Origin of the sequence: Streptomyces sp. NPDC001816, assembly GCF_042892235.1 — a bacterium.
GTDB lineage: Bacteria > Actinomycetota > Actinomycetes > Streptomycetales > Streptomycetaceae > Streptomyces.
The window spans coordinates 440,108-461,766 of the sequence record NZ_JBIATY010000005.1 but is presented as its reverse complement, the minus strand read 5'-3'; the positions used below and the strand labels follow the sequence as shown (position 1 = coordinate 461,766).

Annotated in this window: 21 protein-coding genes; 2 read left to right on the top strand and 19 right to left on the bottom strand. The window is 71.3% G+C overall.

The window, feature by feature from the left end; genetic code table 11:
- Positions 1-235: 235 nt before the first annotated feature.
- Positions 236-3,019, top strand: a complete 2,784-nt coding sequence (locus tag ACFYZZ_RS20800; protein ID WP_389177812.1) for an AAA family ATPase — start codon at positions 236-238, stop codon at positions 3,017-3,019.
- On the opposite strand, the gene ACFYZZ_RS20795 is transcribed toward ACFYZZ_RS20800, so the two are convergent.
- The 7 genes from ACFYZZ_RS20795 to ACFYZZ_RS20765 form a co-directional block, all read right to left on the bottom strand.
- Positions 2,996-3,448 carry a hypothetical protein gene (locus ACFYZZ_RS20795; RefSeq protein WP_389177809.1) on the bottom strand — a complete coding sequence of 151 codons (453 nt, stop codon included), beginning with the start codon at positions 3,446-3,448 and terminating at the stop codon, positions 2,996-2,998. The genes ACFYZZ_RS20800 and ACFYZZ_RS20795 overlap by 24 nt on opposite strands.
- On the bottom strand, positions 3,438-3,791 hold the full coding sequence (locus tag ACFYZZ_RS20790) for a cytochrome P450 (protein ID WP_389177806.1): 354 nt from the start codon (positions 3,789-3,791) through the stop codon (positions 3,438-3,440). The genes ACFYZZ_RS20795 and ACFYZZ_RS20790 overlap by 11 nt, the downstream gene beginning before the upstream one ends.
- On the bottom strand, positions 3,713-4,132 hold the full coding sequence (locus ACFYZZ_RS20785) for a hypothetical protein (protein ID WP_389178277.1): 420 nt from the start codon (positions 4,130-4,132) through the stop codon (positions 3,713-3,715). Before ACFYZZ_RS20785 ends, ACFYZZ_RS20790 begins: the two co-directional genes overlap by 79 nt.
- A gap of 15 nt (positions 4,133-4,147) precedes the next feature.
- A complete protein-coding gene (dacB, locus tag ACFYZZ_RS20780; RefSeq protein ID WP_389177803.1) occupies positions 4,148-5,515 on the bottom strand; it encodes a D-alanyl-D-alanine carboxypeptidase/D-alanyl-D-alanine-endopeptidase in 1,368 nt (455 codons plus the stop codon).
- 91 nt (positions 5,516-5,606) lie between these two features.
- Complete coding sequence (locus tag ACFYZZ_RS20775; protein ID WP_389177800.1) at positions 5,607-6,329, bottom strand: L,D-transpeptidase; 723 nt, start codon at positions 6,327-6,329, stop codon at positions 5,607-5,609.
- A complete protein-coding gene (locus ACFYZZ_RS20770; RefSeq protein ID WP_389177797.1) occupies positions 6,322-6,828 on the bottom strand; it encodes a SigE family RNA polymerase sigma factor in 507 nt (168 codons plus the stop codon). Before ACFYZZ_RS20770 ends, ACFYZZ_RS20775 begins: the two co-directional genes overlap by 8 nt.
- Positions 6,829-6,889: 61 nt before the next feature.
- The gene (locus tag ACFYZZ_RS20765) at positions 6,890-7,903 is read right to left on the bottom strand and encodes a L,D-transpeptidase (RefSeq protein WP_389177794.1); all 1,014 of its coding nucleotides are present in this window, start codon (positions 7,901-7,903) and stop codon (positions 6,890-6,892) included.
- A gap of 259 nt (positions 7,904-8,162) precedes the next feature.
- On the opposite strand from ACFYZZ_RS20765, the gene ACFYZZ_RS20760 reads away from it, so the two are divergent.
- A complete protein-coding gene (locus tag ACFYZZ_RS20760; RefSeq protein ID WP_389177791.1) occupies positions 8,163-8,804 on the top strand; it encodes a phosphatase PAP2 family protein in 642 nt (213 codons plus the stop codon).
- Between the two features lie 32 nt (positions 8,805-8,836).
- Here the strand turns inward: ACFYZZ_RS20760 and ACFYZZ_RS20755 are convergent, their stop codons facing one another.
- Genes ACFYZZ_RS20755 through ACFYZZ_RS20700 form a run of 12 tightly spaced genes read right to left on the bottom strand, consistent with a single transcriptional unit; the run spans position 8,837 to position 21,659 of the window.
- Complete coding sequence (locus tag ACFYZZ_RS20755) at positions 8,837-10,180, bottom strand: glutamate-1-semialdehyde 2,1-aminomutase (RefSeq protein ID WP_389177788.1); 1,344 nt, start codon at positions 10,178-10,180, stop codon at positions 8,837-8,839.
- A gap of 7 nt (positions 10,181-10,187) precedes the next feature.
- A complete protein-coding gene (rfbC, locus tag ACFYZZ_RS20750) occupies positions 10,188-10,739 on the bottom strand; it encodes a dTDP-4-dehydrorhamnose 3,5-epimerase (RefSeq protein ID WP_389177786.1) in 552 nt (183 codons plus the stop codon).
- Positions 10,736-11,968, bottom strand: a complete 1,233-nt coding sequence (locus ACFYZZ_RS20745; RefSeq protein ID WP_389177783.1) for a polysaccharide pyruvyl transferase family protein — start codon at positions 11,966-11,968, stop codon at positions 10,736-10,738. Before ACFYZZ_RS20745 ends, rfbC begins: the two co-directional genes overlap by 4 nt.
- Positions 11,965-12,921: a glycosyltransferase family 2 protein gene (locus tag ACFYZZ_RS20740; RefSeq protein WP_389177780.1), complete on the bottom strand. Its 957-nt coding sequence runs from the start codon at positions 12,919-12,921 to the stop codon at positions 11,965-11,967. Before ACFYZZ_RS20740 ends, ACFYZZ_RS20745 begins: the two co-directional genes overlap by 4 nt.
- Positions 12,918-14,225 (bottom strand): hypothetical protein, encoded by a 1,308-nt coding sequence (locus ACFYZZ_RS20735; RefSeq protein ID WP_389177777.1) that lies wholly within the window; start codon positions 14,223-14,225, stop codon positions 12,918-12,920. Before ACFYZZ_RS20735 ends, ACFYZZ_RS20740 begins: the two co-directional genes overlap by 4 nt.
- Positions 14,222-15,505 carry a DUF4910 domain-containing protein gene (locus ACFYZZ_RS20730; RefSeq protein ID WP_389177774.1) on the bottom strand — a complete coding sequence of 428 codons (1,284 nt, stop codon included), beginning with the start codon at positions 15,503-15,505 and terminating at the stop codon, positions 14,222-14,224. Before ACFYZZ_RS20730 ends, ACFYZZ_RS20735 begins: the two co-directional genes overlap by 4 nt.
- On the bottom strand, positions 15,493-16,518 hold the full coding sequence (locus tag ACFYZZ_RS20725) for an NAD-dependent epimerase/dehydratase family protein (protein WP_389177771.1): 1,026 nt from the start codon (positions 16,516-16,518) through the stop codon (positions 15,493-15,495). The genes ACFYZZ_RS20730 and ACFYZZ_RS20725 overlap by 13 nt, the downstream gene beginning before the upstream one ends.
- A gap of 3 nt (positions 16,519-16,521) precedes the next feature.
- Positions 16,522-17,169, bottom strand: coding sequence for a PIG-L deacetylase family protein (locus tag ACFYZZ_RS20720; RefSeq protein ID WP_389177767.1), 648 nt, complete (start codon positions 17,167-17,169; stop codon positions 16,522-16,524).
- The gene (locus tag ACFYZZ_RS20715) at positions 17,166-17,960 is read right to left on the bottom strand and encodes a glucose-1-phosphate cytidylyltransferase (RefSeq protein WP_389177764.1); all 795 of its coding nucleotides are present in this window, start codon (positions 17,958-17,960) and stop codon (positions 17,166-17,168) included. Before ACFYZZ_RS20715 ends, ACFYZZ_RS20720 begins: the two co-directional genes overlap by 4 nt.
- Positions 17,961-17,973: 13 nt before the next feature.
- Positions 17,974-19,209 (bottom strand): class I SAM-dependent methyltransferase, encoded by a 1,236-nt coding sequence (locus ACFYZZ_RS20710; protein ID WP_389177761.1) that lies wholly within the window; start codon positions 19,207-19,209, stop codon positions 17,974-17,976.
- Positions 19,210-20,415, bottom strand: coding sequence for a glycosyltransferase (locus ACFYZZ_RS20705; RefSeq protein WP_389177758.1), 1,206 nt, complete (start codon positions 20,413-20,415; stop codon positions 19,210-19,212).
- 2 nt (positions 20,416-20,417) lie between these two features.
- The gene (locus ACFYZZ_RS20700; RefSeq protein WP_389177755.1) at positions 20,418-21,659 is read right to left on the bottom strand and encodes an O-antigen ligase family protein; all 1,242 of its coding nucleotides are present in this window, start codon (positions 21,657-21,659) and stop codon (positions 20,418-20,420) included.

The following is a 21,659-nucleotide window of genomic DNA, read 5'->3' as shown; positions in this document are numbered from 1 at the left end:
TACGGGTCGCCGCATGCGGAGGCCGGCGGTCTCCTCGCCACGATGGCCGTGCGGCGCGCGACTCCGCCGGCGAAACCCGCCCTCCGGGAGAACTCCATAGATGCCAGGGCCGGAATATCTCGGACGACGACTGCGCTCGGATGCGCTTTGAGCAGGTTCGAGGCCACTCCCGCGGGCGCTGCCTCGGTTCTCCCACGTTAGTATCGGGGGGTATCTCAAATTCCCTGGAGCATCCGTGGAAAACGATGGAAGGGCTCGTGGGGACCAGCGCTCGGTGCCAAATTCTGGTCTGACGCTGGTGGGCCGAGAAACCGAGACATCGGAAATCATCCGACGTGTCGGCGCTGATCGGTCCCGCAGTGACGTGCTGGTCGTCACGGGTGACCCCGGTGCCGGAAAGAGCACCCTGCTCGACATCGCGGCCGATCGCGCGCAGAGGGCAGGCGGCCGAGTGCTGCGAGCGGTGGGGAGCGAATCCGAGGCGCACCTTGGATTCGCGGGTCTTCATCAGATGCTGCGCCCGGTGCTCGGTGAGGCGGAGGGCCTGCCGTCGCGGCAGCGCGCCGCGCTCCGTGCCGTCCTGGGGCTCGACGAGTGTGCCGAGGCCCCCGACGCGATGGTCGTCGGCCTGGCGGTTCTGACCTTGTTGTCGGACCTGGCGGAAACGACACCGCTGCTGGTGGTGGTCGACGACGCCCAGTGGATCGATCGCGGATCACTGGACGTTCTCTCCTTCGTGGCGCGACGCATGGACAGCGAGCCCGTGACGCTGCTGGTCGGAGTCCGCACCGCGGCCGCGCTTCCCGGCTTCGACAAGGAGTACGAGCGCCTTGAGCTCGGCCCGCTGGACGGTGAGGCGGCCAACCGGCTGCTCGACCGGCAGCCCATGCCACCCACCGGCCGAACCCGCGTGCGGATCCTTGAGGAGGCGGCCGGCAACCCACTGGCTCTGGTGGAACTCGCCCACGCCACCGCGATCCGGCACCCCGAGGGCAGTAGCGTGGAGGGCCCGCTGCCGGTCACCGACCGGCTGGAGCGGATCTTCGCGGGCCATGCGGCGGACCTGCCGGAACAGACCCGCCGCATCCTGCTGCTCCTTGCGACCGCCGATGCGGCGGACGCGCAGGCAGCCGCCATGGGACTCCCCGAGGCGGACGACAAAGCATGGGAGCCCGCTGATCGGGCCGGCCTCGTACGCCAGGACGGAGCCAGGATCTCCCTCCGCCACCCGCTCGTCCGCTCCGCCGTCTACCATGCCGCGTCGTTCGAGGAACGCCGCAGGGCGCACCTCGCTCTCGCGGAGTTGCTGCGCGAGGAGCCCGACCGTCGCGCCTGGCACCTCGCCGCCGCGACGGTGCGCCCCGACCAGGAGGTTTCGACCGCCTTGCAGCAGACGGCCGACCGGGCCCGGCGCCGAGGTGGCTTCGCGGCCGCTGCCGCCGCCCAGGAGCGCGCCGCAGAGCTCAGCCCGCGTCGCGAGGACCGGGCGCGCCTGCTGACCGAAGCCGCTACCACCGCCGTCTTCACCGGCCAACTCGGCTGGGTGGAACACCTGGCCGCCGCAGTCCGCGAGAGCACCGACGACCCGGCACTGCTGGGCAAAGCCGCGCTGGCCACCGGCCAGCTCATGTCCCTGAGCCCCCACCACACAGCGGCCTTCGCCCTGCTCATGCGTGTCGCCGATGAGGCGGCGAACGCCCGGTCACCCCTCGTACTCGACGCGCTGGCCGCAGCGGCGGTGGTCCGCTACTACTCGGGCGAGGAGTCCCAGCAGCGACAGATCCAGAGTCTGCTCTCCTGCACGCCCGACGATGCCGCCGCAGCCGCGCTGCACGCCTGGGTACTGGCTGTCTCCGACCCCAGCGGCGCAGGAGCGTCCCTCGCACCGGTGCTGCCCGGGCTCATCGCCGAGGCCAAGGGCGACGCCCGGCGCCTGACCGCGCTGGCCATCGTCGCCTGGCTGCTCGACCAGACCGCCCTCGCCGCCAGGACCTTCGACGAGGCGTTCGACCAGTGGCAGGCCCACGGCCCGCTCCCGGACGGACTGGGATGCGCGGCCGGCTGGACCCGCCTGGAGCAGGGCCGATGGCCCGAGGCCCGCTCGGTGGCGGCCGACATCGCGGCCATGGCATCGGCGGCCGGACTCGACCATGCCGAGGCCTGTGCCCAGGCACTCGACGCCACGGTGGTAGGCCTGCTCGGCGACCCGGCCACCGCACGCCGGCTCGCCGAGCGAGCCCTGTCTCTCGTCGATCCTCTGGAGAGCCGCTCCGTCGCGGTCTTCGCCCGTCGTGCCCTGGGGATGGCGGCCGTGGCCGAGGGCGACTACGACACCGCGTACACACAGTTCCGCTCCGCGTTCACCGACGACGGCGATCCGGTCCACTACCACGTCTCCTACACCGTCCTGGCCGACCTCGCGGCCGCGGCCGTTCGCCGAGGACAGCAGGAGCACGCCGCCGAACTGCTGGAACAGGCGGCGCGACGCCTCGGTACGGGCATGTCGGCACGGGTGGCCGCCTTGATCGACCGAGGCCGCGCCCTCCTCGCGGATCCCGAGCACGCGGAGCCGTTCTTCCAGGCGGCGCTCGCACAGCCCGCGGGTGAGCAGTGGCCGTTCGAACGGGCACAGACCCGGCTCGACTACGGGGAATGGCTCCGCCGCCAGCGCCGTATCGCCGAGGCACGTCCACTGCTGAGCGCCGCCCTGGAAACCTTCCAGCGCCTCGGCGCACGGCCGTGGATCGAGCGGGCACAGGCAGAACTGCGCGCCGCCGGAATCGAGGCGACCGACGTCGTGCCCAGCGCCTTCACCGAACTCAGCCCCCAGCAGCAGCAGATCGTCCAACTGGCGGCCCGCGGTCTGACGAACCGCGAGATCGGGGAGAAACTGTTCCTCTCACCGCGCACGGTCGGCTCCCACCTCTACCGGGTCTTCCCCAAGCTGGGCATCACCGCCCGTTCACAACTCCGCGACGTGCTCGAAGGCACCCTGTCAGGTGCCGGCGTGCAGAGCTGAAAGCCGAATCTGCCTTGGCGGCACGCTGACGAGCATGCCGCCTGTCGGCCGACGGCCGTCGCCGTGCAGTCGGCTGACAGATACCGCGACCGGATTCCGCATGACAGATTCATAGAGCGCGACGACGAGAGACCGCACAGACTCGTCGAGCCGCACAAGGGATTCACCCGGGCGCCCTACCCCTGCGCCCGTGCCCTTGGGGGGCGTGAAAGCTGTCCGAGCCCTGGCCTGCCCTTCACGCCCCCAGATCTGCGGCCGCGACCGCGCCGAGAACTCCGGCCCACCAGCGCCCAGTGAACAGGCTTCGACCAGGAGGGCGTTGGTGTCCAGGACGGGCAGGAGCATCGGCCGGTCCAGCACCATCGGGTTGATCGCTGATCCCGACGGGACCTGCGGCAGCGGTGCCGGAACGGCAGGATCAAGGGTCATGGACCAAGTTTGGCCGCCACCACTGACCTCGGCTGTGGACCCGTGGGGTGTAGCGCAGTGTCTCGGCGATCGCGGCGGGGAGCAGGGTCGGGTCCTGGCGGACCTGCGCCATCTGCTCGGGGTGGTCGATCAGGTGCTTGAAGAGGAGGGCGAGGGTCTTGTCGGCGGGCGCGGTGGCGGCGGCCAGGACATTGATGATCAGCGCGGTCACCTCGCGGTCGCTCATGGCGATGCCGTCGAACTCGGCGGTGCACAGCCTGGATATCAGGTCCCCGCCGGGGTGACGGCGGCGCTCTTGTACGACGGGAACGAGGTAGGCCTCCAGTTGCCCGGCGCAGTCCATGCAGTGCCGTCGGCGTTCGGGGGTGAGGACGACGCTGGTGATGAACTCGGCGACCCCACTGTGCCAGGCGGTGACCTGCTGCCAGTCCTTCTTGTCCAGGCGAGAACGTCGAGCGTCACGCGGACGGCCAGGGGTTTGCCGAAGTCGTTGACGAGGTCCAGCCGTCCCCGGGGAAGAAAGGGTGTGGTGAGTTCGGCGGCGTTGGCGTGGACGGCCCGTATCTGGTCCTGCAGGGCCTGCCCGGTGAAGCCACGCACGACGATCTTTCGCTTGGCGGTGTGCTCGGCGCCGGTCACCTGGGCGGCGAAGTCCTCGGACAGGATGCTGAAGCGGGAGACCATGCAACGGGGAATCCCTTACTGGTAGCAGCCGTTGACGGTCGCCGCGAGGTCGTCCATGGCGTCCTTGATGGCGTTCGGGTCGGCCGTGGCGCCGTTCTCGACGAAGGAGAACACCTTCCACTTGCCGTCCTTGCCCTGAGTCAGACCGCTCAGTGCGATGGCGCCGGTGAGGGTGCCGGTCTTCGCGTGTACCTTGCCCACCGCGCACGTGGAGTTGGCGTCGTCGAAGCGGCCGTACTCCGGGCCGAGCGTGCTGCCGGCCTCGCCGGAGACGGGCAGGCCGTCGAGAACGGAGCCGAGGGTGTGCGCGTGGCGGGGCTGCGCCGGCAGTTCGAGGATCTGGGCGAGGGTGGCGGCCGGGATGCGGTCGGCCCGGGACAGGCCGCTGCCGTCGTAGAGCTTGAAGTTGTGGAGCGAAACCCCGTACACCCTGCTCAGCACGTGGCGCACGACCTCAGTGCCGCCCTCGAAGGTGGCCGGGCGGCCGGCGCCCAGGGCGGTCATCCGCAGCAGGGTCTCGGCGATGTCGTTGTCGCTGTGCTTGAGCATCGTGTGGACGATGTTCGACAGCGGCGCCGACTTGTGCTGGGCCACCGGAACGTCCGTCGGGCGTGCGGTGGCGCGGGTGACGTCGCCGGTGACCGTGACGCCGTGCGCGGCGAGTTGCTTCACGAAGACCTGCCCGGCGTCGATGGAGGTGTCCTGGACGCCGCGCCCGTCGACGACCAGCGCGCGGACCGGGGCGACGGTGTCGGGGTAGTAGCCGTCGTTCCAGCCCTTGGCCAGGGTCGGCTCCGGGAACAGGCTGTCGTCGACGGTGACCTTCACGGTGGTCCGGCCCGCGGCCTTGAGTCCGGCGCTCGCGGTCTTCGCCAACTCGGCGAGGCCGGCGGTGGTCAGGGTGCGGTCGCCGCCACCGACGAGCGTCAGGGTGCCGTGGCCGTAGACGACCTTCGTGGTGAACCGGTGCTGCGGGCCGAGTACGGTCAGGGCGGCGGTCGAAGTGGCGAGCTTGGCGTTGGACGCCGGCATCAGCGCGGTGGAGGCGTGGTGGCCCCAGACGGTGGTGTTCGAGTCGGCGTCGAGGACCACGCCGCTCACCTTCGAGCCCAGCCGCTGATCGAGTATCCGGGTCTTCAGGTTCTTGGCCATCTGCTGGTCGTCGGCGTCCAGGTCGTGGGTCTTGGTCGTCGTACCGACACCCTCTTGTGCCGCGAAGGCGGACGGACCCGCCAGAGCGCCGGACGCCGCGGGCACGGCCAAGGCGAGGACAAGAGCCCGGCGAAACTCGGTTCCCGCGCCGTTCCGTCTGGGCCTGCGGTGCCGGCGCCGGCCTCCCGGAGAGAAGGTGTTCTCGGGTGTCGTGGCAGCTGTTTCGGTCATCGGGGTTCGAAACTTTCAGAGATGGGGGCCTTGGGAAAAGGAGAGCCAAGCGCGCTGCATCGGCCATCACACATGAGCTGCCGGTTCGGCATCAGTGGTCGCCGGTGACCGGCCTGCGGTCGTAGCACACGGAATCCGGGTCCGCGCTCGCGGCCTGCCGGCCCTTGATCTCCACTCGTGCGCCGGGCCTGATGGCGTCGTACACCCATTTCCCGGCCTCGGGCGCCAGGGCGATGGAGCCGGGAGGGGCGTTATGGCCGATGCTGTTGAGACCGGCGGAGGGGTCCAGCGCCCACATCAGCAGCCGCTCGTGGTGACGGCGGTCGGTGAAGGTGACAACCCACTGCCTGACGTCCACAGATTTGGTCAACTTGCTGTACTTGTTGGGGGGCATGGTCAGGGTGGGGTACTTGGCGGTGACCGTCACCGCGCTCTCGCCGATCGGGCAGTTCTCCTGCGCCCCGCTGATGGGGAACTTCCTGCCCCTGATGGTCAGTGTGTGGGCATCCAGGTCGATCGTCACCCGCTGGACGGGCACCGGGGACGGTGTCGGTGCGGGGGTGTGGGACACGGACGCCGCGGGAGGTACGGCCGCCCCGGTGGCGGAGCCGAGGGCGGCGGAGGTGACGGCGGTGAGGGCCACCGCCGCCAGCGCGCCGGAGCAGAGCACAACGCGCTGGCCCCGGCGGCGTCGTTGCGCCCGACTCCTCGCCTGTGCCCCCGTGGCCGGTGCCGCGCCCTGCGCGGCCAGGTCACGGAGCCGGGCCGACAGCTCCGCCTCGGTCAGGGGATGCGGTGGCGGCTGGTCAGACACAGGCTTCCTCCGTGGAGTGGTTGTCCTCGCTCACCAGGTGAGCGGCGAGTGCCGAACGGCCGCGTGACAGGCGTGCCTTGATGGTGCCGACGGCTGCACCGGTCTCGGCGGCTATCTGCTCCACGCTCAGATCGCACAGGTGATGCAGCACGATCGCGGTCCGCTGGGCCTCCGGCAGGAGCCGCAGAGCGGCGACCAATGCCACGTGGTCCGGATTCGGTTCGGGTACCGGCCGCGGCACGGACTCGCCCCGGACCAGCTCCCACCAGCGGCGCGCCCGCCGCCAGCGGCTCATCGCCAGACGGTGTGCCACCGTGCGGATCCACGCCTCGGGATCCCGATCGCCGGTCAGCACGGACGAACGCCGCTCCCAGGCGCGTGCGAACGCCTCCTGGACCACGTCCTGGGCTTCGGCGTAGTCGCCCGTCAGGGCGTACAGCTGACCGACCAGACGCGGGCAGGCAGCCGTGTAGAAGAGGTCGAACTCGTCCTCGGTCACCTTGTCGTGCTCTCTTCTCACGGCGCGGGGCGCGTGCGGCGCGGGGCCGGTGCGATGGGGGTCATGCGGTCGTGGTCGCGCCGGCCTCGCTGTGCGCGAGCCACTGCTTCCAGGTCAGGTTCCAGTCGCCGTAGCCGTTACCGGCGGCCACGGTGTCCTTGTCCGCCCCGGTGACCGTGATGACGTCGCCGACCCGCACCTGGTCGTAGAAGCGCCGGGCGGTGCCGTCGGAGGCGAGGCCGACACAGCCGTGGGTGACGTTACGGTGTCCGGCCTCGGTGTCGGCCCGCGGGTTCTGGTGCACGTATGTCCCCGACGTCGTCAGGTGCACGGCCCAGAAGTAGTCGCCGTGGTACTCGTTCCCGAGGCCCACGGTGCGGGAGTCCATGAGCACCTTGCGCTGCTTGTCCATGACGACCATCGTCCCGTTCCAGGTGTCCGTCCCCGGCGCCCCGGTGGTGACCGGGATGCGCCGCGTCGTACCGCCGGTGCGGACGGTCATCATGTGTGTCTTCGCGTCGACCGTGGCCACCAGCGACCGGCCGATGATGAAGTGCCGGGCGCCGTGCGAGCCCAGACGGAGAGTGACCCTGGTGCCGGACTGCCAATAGGCGGTGCTGGGGCGGAAGTCGACACGCTGTCCGTCCAGGAGGCTGCTGTCCTTCACCCAGCTCCATGCCCCCTTCGTGCCCGATGAGGTCTGTACGCGCAGCCAGTTCTCGACACCCTTGCGCTCGGCAGCGGGAACCGGCCGGGAGAAGGTGACGGATATGGGCATGCCCACACCCACCGTCTGCCCGTCGGGTATGTTCACCCGCGCCTGCGCCAGCACGGCGGGCTCCGGCACCGACGGAACCGGGCGTGCGCCGGACGCCCTGCCCGCGCCGTCGTTGTCCCTGCCCGTGGCCTTCCCGTCCGCCGCGGCGGAGGCCCTGGCCCCCGCCGCGTCACCGGCAACCCTGACGCCGGTACCCGCGTCCGCCGAACAACCGACGGCCGAGAACAGGGCCGCACAGGCCACGACAACGGCGCCGAAACGGCCGGCGGTCCAACCGGCCGAACGGTCCACGTACATGTAATCCCCCTGGATGAGGTGCGGTATCGCCTCTAATACCAACGGGCTCGGAGGCGGGTTGCATCGGAGCGAAACCTTTTTGCCGGCAGCTGCACGCGGGGGACACAACCTGCTGCCTCCGATGTGTCGTGCACGTCGTTTCCCGGACGGGGTACGCGGCGCTCTGATAGAAGTGCTCGGGGTACAAGAAGGTCGCCGAACGCAGGCCGGGCAGTCGTCAAGAGGGCCTGGAACAGGGGAAGCAGGAAGGCGCTGATGCATGACTGCCCACCGGTCGGATGAAGGGCCGCACCTCGGGCTGATTGCGGCTCTCGCCGCGCTGGTGGTCGTCGTGCTCGGGGTCCTGTATGCCGACGACAGCAAGCCCGGCATGGTGGATGCGCGGATCTGGGCGGCGGTGTACGGCGTGGGGCCGACGTGGCGGCATGTCGCTCTGGCCATGGACTTCTTGGGGGAGCCCGTGGGAGCGGCAACGCTGGTCGTGGCCGCCGTGACGGGCTGCCTGCTGCTTCGGCGTCCTCGCGCGGCGGTGCTCGTCGTTGCCGGACTCGGCGTGACCGTGGGGACGGCGACGCTGCTCAAGCACCTGGTGGGACGCACCATCCACGGCGACGGCAACCTGTCCTACCCGAGCGGGCACACCGCCTTCCTCACCGCGCTCGCCCTTGTGGTGGCGCTGCCCGCGACGGGCCGGCTCGGCCTCGGCAGGACGGCCGGCATGTCACTCGTGCTCGCGGCGGCGCTGGTTGCCGGTGCCGCCATGGGCTGGGCGCAGGTCGCCCTGGGCGCGCACTACCCGACCGACGTCCTCGGCGGTTGGTGCACCGCGCTGGCGGTGATACCAGCGACAGCGTGGCTGGTCGATCGGATGGCCGACGCCGTTCGGCAGGGGCGTCGCTGACGTCACGTCACTTCACTTCACTTCAGTTCACTTCAAGCCAAGCGGCGGAATACGGGCTTCACGGGTCGTCCGGCCAACCAGGGGGTGGGGTCGGCGGCGTCCAGTGCCTTCCGGTACACCGCACATGCCTGGGCCACCACGTCGACGGTGTGATCGATGTCGGCGTCGTCGAGCGCGCTGCTCACCACGAACGACGGGGCCAGCACCCCACCCGCGAGGAGCCGGCGCAGGAACAGGGTGCGGTACTGCTGCGACGGCTGCCGGTTCTCGTCGAGGGTGGCGAAGACCAGGTTGCTGGCCCGGCCCCGGACGACGATGTGGTCGCCGACGCCCATTCCGGCCGCGGCCTCACGGACGCCGGCGGCCAACCGCTCGCCGAGGGTGTGCAGTTGTGCGGTGATGCCCTCCTCGACGTAGGTGGTCTGCACGGCCATGGCGGCTGCCAGGGAGTGTGTTTCCGCACCGTGCGTGGTGGAGAGCAGGAACACCCGGTCACCGGAGTGACGCAGCCCGCCCCGCTCCATCAGATCGCGGCGCCCGGCCAGCGCGGAGACGGCGAATCCGTTGCCCAGCGCCTTGCCGAACGTGGAGAGGTCGGGGACGACGCCGTACAGGCCCTGGGCGCCCGCCTCGGACCAGCGGAAGCCGGTGATCATCTCATCGAAGACCAGTACGCAGCCGTGCCGGTCGGCCAGTTCACGCAGGCCGGCGAGGTACCCGGGCGGCGGCTCGGTGTGGGTGGCGGGTTCGAGGATCAGGCAGGCGACCTCGTCCTGATAGCGAGTCAGCAGCTCCTCCGTGGCGGACAGGTCGCCGTAGGGGAAGGACACGGTCAGCTCGGTGGTCGCCGCCGGAATGCCGGCGGACATCGGTGTGGTGCCGATGAACCAGTCGTCGACGGAGAAGAACGGATGGTCGGCGCAGACGGCCACCCGCGGGCGCCCGGTGGCGGCGCGGGCGAGGCGCACCGCGGCGGTGGTGGCGTCGGAGCCGTTCTTCGCGAACTTCACCATCTCGGCGGTCGGCACTGTGGCCAGGAAGCGTTCCGCGGCCTCGACCTCCATGATGGACGGCCGGACGAAGTTGCTGCCGCGGTCGAGTTCCCGCCGCACCGCCTCGATCACGCGTGGGTGGGCGTGGCCGAGGCTGACCGACCGCAGCCCTGAGCCGTACTCGATGTAGCGGTTGCCGTCGATGTCCCACACGTGGGCACCGCGGCCGTGGCTGATGACCGGGGCCAGGTTGTCGGGGTACTGGTCGTCACCCTTGGCGTAGGTGTGCGCGCCCCCGGGGATCATGGCGTGCAGCCGCTCGTTCGCCAGCCGCGACCGGGGCAGGAGGAACTCGCCGTTCCTGTCGGTGTGTTCGGTGTCCACGCCGGCCTCAACTCTCCTTTTGCTTCAGGACCTCCGCGAGGCTCGGCGCCTCCCGGTCCCGCTGGGACATCGAGGTGACCGGCAGCGGCCAGGGAATGGCCAGCTCCGGGTCGTCGAAGGCGATCGTCACGTCCTCGGCCGGATCGTGCGGGCGGTCGATCCGGTACGAGGTGTCGGCGGTCTCGGTCAGCGCCTGGAAGCCGTGTGCGCACCCCGCCGGGATGTACAGGGTCGTCTGCGTCTCGCCGGACAGCTCGAAGAAGGCCCGGCCCAGGTAGGTCGGCGAGTCCGGCCGCAGGTCCACGACCACGTCGAAGATCCTCCCGTACGAGCACCGCACCAGCTTGGCCTCGCCCGAGCCGGAGCGCAGGTGCAGGCCGCGCAGCACACCCCGGACCGAGCGGGACACGCTGTCCTGGACGAAGGCGTCCGGGTCGAGGCCCACCGAGCGGACCACGTCGGCGTCGAAGGTGCGGCAGAAGAAGCCGCGCTCGTCGGCGTACGGCGTCGGCTCGAACAGGTACGCGCCGGCGATCGCCGGGACTTCGGTCACCTTCATGGAGCCTCCCGCACCGTGTGGGCGTGGCCGGTCGTCGGGAACAGGGTCGTGGTCAAGGCGGTGAACTGGTGCTCCAGGCGCCGGGCGGCAGCCAGGTTCCGCTCGGTGAGGGTCTGCCGCAGCTCGGCCGAGTGCTTCTCCAGGTCCCGGAACTGTTCGAGCAGCCGGTCGGCGTCGACCTCGCGTGCCGGGTGGCAGTACGCGCCGAGGCCCATCCGGTCCATGAGCGCGTCGCTCTTCGCCGCGTAGCAGAGGGCGAGCACGGGTGTTCCGGTCTTCAGCGCGCAGATCAGGTTGTGGTAGCGGACGGCCACCACGGTGTCGGCAACTGCCATCTCCTTCATCAGGTCGGCCAGTGAGGCCGGCTCGGCAGCGGTGACCAGCGGTGAGTCCACCGCGTCGAGGATCGCGGCGACCACCGACGCATCGCACTCGTCGCCGGTGAGCAGCCGGACCGGCCTGCCCTCCTCGACCAGCGCGCGGACGAACCGGATCGTCCCGTCGAGGTAGCGCCGGTATATCTCCTCGGCCCGGGCGCGGTCGTCGTTGCCGCCGTGGAAGTCCATGACGCCGACGCAGACCGGGCCCGGCGAGCCCGAGGGTGTGCTCGCCGGTGGTGTCGGCAGGGCGAACGCGAGGTCCGGGTAGACCTCGTCGCGCGTGGTGTCCACGCCCATCGCCCGCATCGCGTCGCGGGACTGGGCGTCCCGGTACGACCGGTACGCGGCCAGCCGCGCCGACCAGCGCACCAGGGCCCGGGTGGGCCGGTTGCCGATCTCGGCGGCGCCGACGCCGACCAGCGCGACCCGGGTGCCCAGCAGCCGGCCGCTCGCGCAGAGCAGGAACAGCGCGTACGGGAAGCCCCACGGCCGCAGCGGCAGTGTGGCCTCCAGGACGCCCATGCCCGGCACGATCACCACGTCGTGCCGGCGCACCCAGGCGGCGGTGCGGAAGACGTCGACGAGTTTGCCCAGACCCTTCGCCGCGATCGCGCCCGCACGTGACGCGGTCCGGTACTCCGCGCGGTTCCAGTGCAGCCGCGTGGCGGGGATCCCGAACCGGGTCGTCACGGCCTCGGGCCCGCCGCACAGGGCGTCCACGACCGCCTCCGGGTGCTCGGCGCGCAGGTACCCGAGCACGGCTTCGAGCGACCCGTCGTTGCCGAGGTTGCCGGAGCCGAGCAGGCCGAACACCCCGACGCGCACCGGAGTTTCGTCCGCGGACGTCATGCCTGCCCTCCCATGTGTCCCTCACGGCCGGCGACGAGGGCGTCGACGGAGACCGTGAGCAGGGCCGGGTCGACCGGGGCGCGGTCCTCGACCCGCTCGCCGGCGCCCGGCCGGACCCGGCTGGTCATCCACGCGGCCAGGTGGCGGTAGCACGCGCGCCGGTCGGCCGGGGACAACGGCGCCCGCCGGATCGCCGAGGCGAAGCCCCAGACGTACTCGGCGAGCAGCCGGGGCGTCGGGTGCAGCGGGCCTGCCCGGCGCGGGTCCAGGTTGACGCACCGGGAGCGCTTGGAAGGGTTCGCCCGCTCGGCGCGGGTGGGGTGGTCGCGGCGGAAGTACAGCAGCTCCGGCACCTGGTGGAAGCGCCCGTGCAGGGTGATCTCGGCGACGAACGTGCGGTCCGCGTGGTGGTAGCTGTCCAGGGGTTTCACCCGGCGCAGCATGTCGGCCCGCATCACCCCGTAGAAGTCGTCGCCGCCCGGCTCGAACAGCAGGCTGCGGAAGCGGTCCGGGGGGCGCGGTGAGTCGGTGGCGAGCGTGTACTCGTAGGGGACCTTCACCTGGCCGGTGCCGTCGATGACCGCCTGGTCGGCGTGCGCGAGGATCACGTCCGGCCGCTCGTCCAGCGCCTCCACGCAGCGCCGCAGCAGGTCGCGGCCGTAAAGGTCGTCGTGCGAGGCCCACTTGAACAGCTCGCCGCGGGACTCGGCGAACACGCGGTTGTGGTTCGGCGTGGCGCCGATGTTCCGGGGCAGCCGGAGGTAGCGGATGCGTGAGTCCTGCGCGGCGTACTTGCGGCAGATGTCCTGGGTTCCGTCGGTCGAGGCGTTGTCGGAGATGACCAGTTCGAAGTCCTCGTAGGTCTGGCCGAGCAGGGCGTCGAGGGACTCGGCGAGGTACTCCTCGCCGTTGTACACGGGCAGGCCGATGCTCAGCCTGGGTCGGGCGGTCATGAGGTCCTCACTTCGGGGATGGGATGGTGGTGGCGCTCGCGCAGGGCGGACCGCAGCTGCAGCCACCACACGGCCGAGCCGCTGACGGTCGCGGCGGCGACGCCCCAGGCCGAGCCGACCGTGCCGGCCACGACCGCCCCGCCGAGCCCGCCGCTGACATAGCCGGCGGAGGCGAACAGCTGGCAGCGCAGGCTGCGCCGGGCCGCGCCGAGCGCGCGCAGCCCGGCCGCCGCGCCGGTGCCGAGGCCCGCGCCCGCGACGCCGAGGGTGATCGGCACGATGAGCTGCGCGGCGGAGTGCCAGACTCCGCCGAGCACGAGCTCGCCGAGCCGGTCCGGCATCAGCAGCAGCGCCCCGCCCCAGAACAGCGCGGCGGCGCCCTGCCCGCCGCCCAGGAGGAGGCAGAACTTCCCGAGCCGCTGCGGGGCCTGCCGCAGCACCCGTGCCGCCTCCGGGACGGTGACCAGAGACAGCCCCATCAGGACGGCGAGGAAGGGGCCCATCAGCAGCTCGGCGCCCCGCACCGCACCCACCGCGCCGACCCCGACGATCGCGCCGAGCCCGTACGCCCGCAGCTGGCTCGCGCCGCTCAGGCTGACGTTCTCGACCAGGTACCGGTAGCCGAGATCGCGCTGTTCGCGAAGCCACCCACGCGCCTCGGTCACCCGGGGCCGGATGCCGGACTGGAGGTAGCCGTACCCGGCGGCCACCGCGGCCGACGCCCCCCAGGCGAGCACGAACGCGGCCACGCTGCCCACGCGCGCCGCCACGACCATGGCCGGGACGAGCGCGATGCCCCACACGACGTCGTTGACGAACGCCTTCCGCCCGGTGCCGGCGGCGAAGAACGAGAACCGCCAGGCGTCCTGCAGCAGCAGCCCCGGCAGCATGACGCCGAGGCAGGCGAACGCGGGCCCCACGCGGCCGCCGAGAGCAAGGCCGGCCACCAGACACACCGCGCCGATGGCTGCACCGACGCCGAGCGCGGTACCCGACGACCGGGCCACTGCCCCGCGCCAGGACGCCTCCGACACGCCGCTGAAGCGCACCACGAGCGGGTCGGTGGCAAGGCCGCGGGAGACGTTGAGCACCACGCCGTAGGTCACCCAGGCGAGGCTGAACACCCCGAACGCGGTCAGCCCCAGCGAGCGGGCCACGTAGATGCCCACCACGAAGTTGCTGATGCTGGAGGCCGCCTGGTCGGCCAGTCCCCAGGACAGCCGGCCGACGAGGGCCCGCCGGGCGGAGCCGGCCGGTGGCGCCGTTGTCTGCGGATTCTCCTCCTCGGTGGTCATCGGCGTCATGCCTTGATCAGCCCGGCGCCGTGCAGAGCACCGGCCGCGGCGGCGACGGTGTCGAACGGCAGCCCGGACCGCTCGGCGACGTCCAGCAGAGTGTGCTCGCCGTCGGAGAGGTTGAGCACCCAGAGCATGGCCATCTGGGCCTGCTTCGCGTCGCTGCGGCCGCCGAGCGAGTCGTACAACCCACGCCGGCCCAGCTGTGGTTCGCCGTAGGGGCTGAGGTTGAGGTACCGCCGGTTGCGGTCGAGGACGGCGAACGCCTCGCGGCAGACTGCAAGGGTGTCCGCCATCGCCTGCGGGGAGACGAAGTCCAGGTTGTCCGCCGAGGTGTGGTACTCGGGGTAGCCGGCGTACGGGGTCCGGGTGAGCGAGCCCACGCCGAGATCGAACCCGGGCGAGCAGAACTGCCGCTCGTCGTAGCCGTACGGAGTGAACTCGGTGACGTGGTGCGGGCGTTCGGATGCGGCCAGCACGTGCCGCATCACCCGGTCGATCTCCGCGTCGCCGCGCCTGCTCTGCTTGTACGTCAACTGGCCCGGGTCCCCGGCGCAGGCCAGCACGAGGCCGTGCTTGACCCGGTCCACCCGCTCCGCGTTGCGGGCCAGCCAGGTGATCGCCCCGATGGTGCCGGGCGCGTAGATGAACCGGTAGGTGTAGTACGGCGTTTGCTCGGCCAGCGCCCGCGCCAGGAACGTCGCCACCGCGATGCCGGCCAGGTTGTCGTTGGCCAGCGACGGGTGGCAGACGTGGCAGGAGACGATCACCTCGTCGGAGACCTGCCCGGGGACCACATGCTCGGCGTAGGTGAGGTGGCCGTCCGCGAGTGTGGAGTCGATGCGCACCTCGTACTCGCCGTCCGGCAGCGCGTCCAGGGTCTCCTGAGCCAGGCAGAACCCCCATTCCGGCTTGTAGTAGCTGGTGCGGTACGGCACCCAGCCCGGGTGGTCCGGCAGGGTGTGCAGGTGCCCGCGCAGCTCGGCCAGCGGCATGGTCGCCGACACCGGCACGCTGTAGCCGAGCACGTGCAGGCTGGACGCGGTGAAGTCGACGACCCGGTGGCCGGCGGTGTCGGCGATGTACGCGTCCCGGATGTTCCACTCCTGCGGCACCGTCCAGTCGAGCACCTGAGTCCCGGTCGGCACCTCGTGCACCTGCAGCGGGACGTACTCGCCGACGATCTCCAGGGTGGCGCGCACGCCGTCGCCGGTGATGCTCCGGCACAGCGGGTACAGCCGCTCCACCAGCGCATACATCTCTTCGCCGGCGTCGGTCATCGGCGCCACCGCAGGGTGTCGTCGACGGCGCCGGCGTCGGACGCCGCGCGCAGCACGGCAAGCCGGGTGAAGCGTCGGTCGAAGTCCTCCCTGGTCAGCCCGAACTTCCTGTAGGCGTCGGCGAGTTCGAGTGCACCCCGTTTCACCGTCCACTCGCAGTCGAAGCCGGGGACAGCCGAGCGGAAGGCGGAGAAGTCCACCCGGTACGACCGCGGATCGGCACCGGTCTCCCCGGTGATCACCACCTTGGAGTCGGACACCGCCTCGGCGACCTGCTCGGCGATCTCGGCGACCGTGACGTTGTTGATCTCACTGCCGATGTTGAACGCCCGGTCGTGCACCGCCTCGCGCGGCGCGGTCAGCGCGGCCGCGAAGGCCCGTGCGATGTCGGCGGCGTGCACCAGCGGGCGCCAGGGGGTGCCGTCGGAGAGCACCAGCACCTCGCCGGACAGGAGCGCGTGGCCCACCAGGTTGTTCAGCACGATGTCGGCGCGCAGCCGGGGTGAGTAGCCGAAGGCGGTGGCGTTGCGCATGAACACCGGGGTGAAGTCGCCGTCGGCCAGCGCGTGCAGGTCGTCCTCCACCCGCACCTTCGACTCCGCGTACGGCGTCACCGGGCGCAGCGGGGCGTCCTCGGCGACCAGGCCGTCTCCGCCTGCGGCGCCGTAGACCGAGCAGGTGGATGCGTACAGGAAGCGTCGCACTCCGGCGTCGCGGGCCAGCCGGGCAAGGCGGACGGACGCGTGGTGGTTGATGTCGTAGGTGAGTTCCGGCGCCAGCGATCCCAGCGGGTCGTTGGACAGCGCGGCCAGATGGATCACCGCGTCCACCCCCGCCACGTGTTCGGCCGTGACGTCGCGCAGGTCCACCCGATGCCCCGGGGGGTCGGCGGGCGGCTCGCCCAGCACGCAGTCGGCGAACAGGCCGGCGTCAAGGCCGACGACCTCGTGCCCGGCGGCCGTGAGGACCGGGGCCATCACGGTGCCCAGATAGCCCTGGTGTCCGGTCAGTAGTACGCGCAAGGTTCAACCCCCCAGGTTGAGCGTGAGTTTGGTGACGGCGAACGCCTCGGCGTAGCGCGCGTGGCATTCGATGCCGCGGATCCGGGCAAGACCGAGGAATGCCTCCCGGTCGTACCAGGGCCGGTGCCGCTGCGAGGGGTAGTGCTCCTGCAGCAGCCGTACCTTCTGTTCGGCGATCTCCGGCGACAGCGGCTGGTACGCCACCGGGCGGTCGAGGTCGCCGTCCCACTTGGCGATCTCGTAGCCGAGGACCAGGTGGTCGCGGAATGCGGTGGGAATCAACTGCGCCAGGCCGCGGTGGTCCTGGTGCGCGTCATCGGTGCGCGGGGCCAGTACGAGCTCCGGCTCGGTCTGCGCGCGCAGCTCCTCGACCGCGGCCTTGGCCTCCTCCCAGTGCGCGGGCAGCCGGCCGTCCGGCACCTTGTGCACGGTGAGCCGCAGGTCGGCGCCCGGGCAGAAGGCGGCGAGCGCGGCCTGCTCCTCCTGCTCCCGTTCGCTGCCGCCGCCGGAGAGCACCAGCGCGTCCACGCGGATGCCCGGTCGCGCGAGGCACAGCGTCAGCAGCGTGCCGCCTGCGCCGATGGCGATGTCGTCGCAGTGCGCGCCCACCGCGACGATCCGGTCCGGGCGCCCGGCCCCGAGCCGGATCACGCCCTCGCTCCGACGATGTCCCGTTCCCACACGGCCCACGGACGGTCGCCCCGGGCGTAGGCCTCGTCAAGGGCGGCCCGCTCCTTCACGGTGTCGGTCGGCTTCCAGAAGCCGCGGTGCTGATGCGCCACCAGGCGGCCGCGCTTGGCCAGTTGGGCGCATCCGTCGGCGACCAGGTCGCCGTTCGCCGGTATGTGGTCGAAGACCTCCTGGCGGAGCACGAAGTAGCCGCCGTTCTCCCACAACGGCAGCTCGCTCACCGCGGTGATGCCGCCCACCAGGCCGTCCTCGCCCAGCTCCACGCAGTGGAACGAGGACTGCGGCGGCACCACCATCATCGACGCACCGGCGTCGCGCCGGGCGAACCGGTCGATCATCTCCGGCAGCGGGGCGTCGGTGAGCACGTCGGCGTAGTTGGCGAGGAACATCTCGTCGCCGTCCAGGTGGTGCCGCACCCGGCGCAGCCGCTCCCCGATCGGTGACTCGATGCCGGTCTGCGCGAAGGTGATCGTCCAGTCGGCGATGTCGGTGGACAGCAGCTCGGTCCGCCCGCCCCGCAGCACGAAGTCGTTGGACGTCGTCTCCTCGTAGTTGAGGAAGAAGTCCTTGATGTGGTGAGCCCCGTAGCCGAGGCACAGGATGAACTCCGTGTGCCCGAAGTGCGCGTAGTAGCGCATGACGTGCCAGATCAGCGGCCGCGGCCCGACCATCGCCATCGGCTTGGGAACGTCGTCCGCGGCACCGCTGCGCATGCGCATCCCGTAACCGCCGCAGAAGAGAACGACCTTCATGCTGTGACCTCTTTCAAGACGCGACCTCGACAATGCTCAGTTCCGGGATGGGAAAGACCAGCCGGCCGCCCCAGTCGTGCACGAAGGACAGCTGCTCGACCAGCTCGGCCCGCAGGTTCCACGGGAGGACGAGGACGTAGTCCGGCTTGTCGGCGGCTATCTGCTCGGGCGGCAGGATCGGGATGCGGGTGCCCGGGGTGAACCGGCCGTGCTTGTACGGGTTGCGGTCGACCGTGTACGCGAGCAGATCGGGCCGGATGCCGCAGTGGTTGAGCAGGGTGTTGCCCTTGCCCGGGGCGCCGTAGCCGACGACCGTCTCGCCGCGCTCGGCGGCCTCGATGAGGAACCGCAGCAGATCTCGGCGCACCTTGGCCACCCGGGCGGAGAACTCGGTGTACCCGGACAGCTCCTGCAGCCCCGCGGCCTTCTCCCGGGCCAGCACGTCGGCCACCCGGCGGGTCGGCTCGCCGGCCACCTCGGCCGGCCGGGCCCACAGCCGGACGGAGCCGCCGTGCGTCGGCAGCAACTCGACGTCCACGAGCGCGAGTCCGCCGCTCGCCAGCGCCCGGGTCGCGGACGCGACCGTGTAGTACTGGAAGTGCTCGTGGTAGATCGTGTCGTACTGGTTCTCCTCGATCAGGGTCAGCAGGTGCTGCACCTCGATGGAGACCCAGCCGTCGTCGGCGACCAGGGCGCGCAGCCCCCGGGTGAACCCGACCACGTCGGGGATGTGCGCGTACACGTTGTTGGCCACGACCAGGTCCGCCGGGCCGTGCTCGGCGCGGACGTCGGCGCCGGTGGCCGGGTCCAGGAACTCCGTGAGCGTGGGCACGCCCGCGTCCCGCGCCGCCGCGCCGACGTTCACCGAGGGCTCGATGCCGAGGCAGCGGATCCCGCGGTCCACCACGTGCCTGAGCAGGTACCCGTCGTTGCTCGCGACCTCGACCACGAAGGCTTCGGGGCCGAGAGCAAGGCGCTGTACGGCGTCGGCGACGAACGTGCGCGCGTGCTCAACCCAGGACGTTGAGAACGAGGAGAAGTACGCGTACTCCTTGAACGTCTCCTCCGGCGTGATCAGCGGCGGGATCTGCGCGAGCCAGCAGTCGGTGCAGACCCGCAGATGCAGCGGGTACGCGGGCTCCGGTTGATCCAGTTCGTCCGCGGCGAGAAAGCTCTCGCACGGTGGCGTCGCCCCGAGATCGACGACGCTCGCCAGCGTCGCCGAGCCGCAGAGTCGGCATCGTGTCATCTACTGCCCCCCCATTGATTCCGTCCGACCCGCGATCGCGGTGCGGTACTCCTCCACCAGGCGCTCAAGGCCGACGGCCGGGCTGAACCCCTGCTCGTATCGGCGCCGGGCCGCCTGTCCCATCTCCCGGTTGCGGTACGGCTCGGCCGTGATCCGGCGCAGGCAGGACGCGAGCGAGGCGGGCTCGCCCGGCCGGTGCAGCAGCCCGGTCACCCCGTCCTCGACGAGTTCGACGAAGGCGCCGTGACCGGCGGCGACGGTCGGGACCCCGGCCGCCATCGCCTCCACGACCACGAGGCCGAATGCCTCCAGCCAGGTCGAGGGAGCCACCACGGCGACCGACCGCGCGACGGCCTTCAGGCACTCCGCCGCGTCGTACAGCCCGACGTACCGCACGTCGTCCCGGCCCGCCGCCCAGGCGGTCACCTCTCGCTCCAGTGGCCCCGCGCCGGCGATCACGAGCGGCACGCCCACCCCGCCGCTCGCTGCGATCTCGTCCCACGCGGCCATGAGCAGCCGCACGCCCTTGGCCTCCGCGAGCCGGCCGAGATAGAGCAGATGCTCACCGGCACCGACTCGGCAAGTGCCCGGGTCGGGCACGAAGTTGTGCTTCACCGCCAGCCGCTCGGCCGGCATGCCGGCCCGCACCAGGACGGCGCGCTGCGCCGCGGAGATGCAGAAGAACCGCTCCACGCCGGACCACCACCGGCGCCGGTTGACCGACAGGCTGACGGCGAGCGGCACCGTCGCAAGGCGGGAGTTCCGGTAGCAGCCGTGCCGGACGGCGGGCAGCGGCGTGGACCCGACGCACTCGGTGCACGGCCGGCCGTCCCGCTGCAGTGTGCCGGGCGGGCAGACCTGGGTGTAGTTGTGCAGCGTGGCGACGGCGGGCACGCCGGCGTCGGCGCAGGCGGCAAGCACGGCCGGCGACAGGAGCGGGAAGACGTTGTGGATGTGCACCACGTCCGGCCGCTCGGTGCGAAGCCGGGCGGCCAGCTCCGCACGGACGGCCGGGTTCCACGGCACCAGCAGCGGCACCGCGACCTTGCCCGGCAGGGACCGGGCGGCGATGTCGTCGCTGCGCCGCTCGAACACGTCGACCCGGTGGCCGGCCCCGCGCAGCAGCGCCACCTCCTGGTCGACGACCTTGTTCTCCCCGCTCGGCTGCGCCGAGGCGTAGCGGTTGTGCACCACGAGGATGTGCATGCTCAGATCACCTCCGATCTGCGGGCCCATCGCGGGATGCGTCGTTGAGGGACTTCGGGCGCCGGGAGGGGAGTGGCCGCGGCAGGAGTCGCCAGCAGCGAGGCGGCCACGGCCAGATGCAGCAGATACGGCGAGGCGTCGCCAAGACCGGCCTCGGTGTACGACGCGATCGCGCAGTAGCTGATCAGGAAGATCGCGCAGGCCCGCTGCAGCGACGGTGGCCGCAGCAACGCGACGCCGCCCAGCACGATGATGATCGCCGCGACGAGGGTGACGCCGATCAGGCCCTGCTCGTTGTAGACGGCCAGCCAGCTGTTGTCGATCGGCAGCCCGCCGAACGACTTGTCGCCCAGACCCACGCCGAACAACTTCTCCGAGGTCGACCGGGGTGCAGCCAGCAGGGCGTCCCAGACCTTGGCCCGACCGGTGAGGCTGGAGAAGTTCTCCTTGCTCTGTCCGCGCAGGAACCACGACTGCAGCGCGGAGGCGAACCCCACTGCGGCCACCGCGGCGCACAGCACCGTCCAGGTGAAGAACCGGCGGGCTGCGGCGCTGGTCAGGATGAGCGAGCCGATCGCCAACGCCAACCCGACGAAAAGGCCGAGCGTGGCCGTCCGGGTATGGGTCAGCGCGAGCAGCACGAATGACGGCACGATGACCACCGCGGCGCCGGCCCGGTCGGTCCGGCGGCCCAGTACGAGCAGCACGGTGAGCCCGATGATCACCGCTGCGTACTGCCCGATCTGCGGCGGGGTGAGCGGCCACAGCGCGCCGACAAGGCGTCCGCCGTAGAGGTCGGGCAGGGCCGCGCCCGGTGCGACGACCAGGCCTGCGGCCACCGATCCGAGCACCGCGAAGTACATCCGGATGTGGTGCCGGACGAACGTCAGGCCGCCGTCCCACCAGCGGCTGAGCAGCCACAGTGTGCCGACGAAGAGAGCCAGCCGGGCGCAGCGGAACAGCGCGCCGAACCCGGACTCCAGGTTCGCACTGGAGATCACGCTCGCCACCAGCAGCAGGGTCAGCAGGAACACGTAGGCGCCGGCTCGGACGCGCAGCCGGCGATTGACCACGAGCGCCAGCGCGAACGCGGCGACCAGCGCGCCCATGGTGACCATCTGGATGAGGGAACGGGGCAGCGGAACGATGGTCTTCGCCCCGGCGGAGCCGAGCGTGTTGAGGACCAGCAGCCCCCAGACTGTCCCGACGATCTTCGGCGTGTGGGACGTGTGGTCGGTGCTCAT

What these genes read in the sequence shown, in the direction of transcription:
- ACFYZZ_RS20795 (WP_389177809.1), bottom strand. Translation starts at nt 3,448, where the DNA reads ATGACCCTTGATCCTGCCGTTCCGGCACCGCTGCCGCAGGTCCCGTCG.
- ACFYZZ_RS20790 (WP_389177806.1), bottom strand. Translation starts at nt 3,791, where the DNA reads ATGGACTGCGCCGGGCAACTGGAGGCCTACCTCGTTCCCGTCGTACAA.
- ACFYZZ_RS20785 (WP_389178277.1), bottom strand. Translation starts at nt 4,132, where the DNA reads ATGGTCTCCCGCTTCAGCATCCTGTCCGAGGACTTCGCCGCCCAGGTG.
- dacB (WP_389177803.1), bottom strand. Translation starts at nt 5,515, where the DNA reads ATGACCGAAACAGCTGCCACGACACCCGAGAACACCTTCTCTCCGGGA.
- ACFYZZ_RS20765 (WP_389177794.1), bottom strand. Translation starts at nt 7,903, where the DNA reads ATGTACGTGGACCGTTCGGCCGGTTGGACCGCCGGCCGTTTCGGCGCC.
- ACFYZZ_RS20760 (WP_389177791.1), top strand. Translation starts at nt 8,163, where the DNA reads ATGACTGCCCACCGGTCGGATGAAGGGCCGCACCTCGGGCTGATTGCG.
- rfbC (WP_389177786.1), bottom strand. Translation starts at nt 10,739, where the DNA reads ATGAAGGTGACCGAAGTCCCGGCGATCGCCGGCGCGTACCTGTTCGAG.
- ACFYZZ_RS20745 (WP_389177783.1), bottom strand. Translation starts at nt 11,968, where the DNA reads ATGACGTCCGCGGACGAAACTCCGGTGCGCGTCGGGGTGTTCGGCCTG.
- ACFYZZ_RS20740 (WP_389177780.1), bottom strand. Translation starts at nt 12,921, where the DNA reads ATGACCGCCCGACCCAGGCTGAGCATCGGCCTGCCCGTGTACAACGGC.
- ACFYZZ_RS20735 (WP_389177777.1), bottom strand. Translation starts at nt 14,225, where the DNA reads ATGACGCCGATGACCACCGAGGAGGAGAATCCGCAGACAACGGCGCCA.
- ACFYZZ_RS20715 (WP_389177764.1), bottom strand. Translation starts at nt 17,960, where the DNA reads ATGAAGGTCGTTCTCTTCTGCGGCGGTTACGGGATGCGCATGCGCAGC.
- ACFYZZ_RS20710 (WP_389177761.1), bottom strand. Translation starts at nt 19,209, where the DNA reads ATGACACGATGCCGACTCTGCGGCTCGGCGACGCTGGCGAGCGTCGTC.
- ACFYZZ_RS20705 (WP_389177758.1), bottom strand. Translation starts at nt 20,415, where the DNA reads ATGCACATCCTCGTGGTGCACAACCGCTACGCCTCGGCGCAGCCGAGC.
- ACFYZZ_RS20700 (WP_389177755.1), bottom strand. Translation starts at nt 21,659, where the DNA reads ATGAGCACCGACCACACGTCCCACACGCCGAAGATCGTCGGGACAGTC.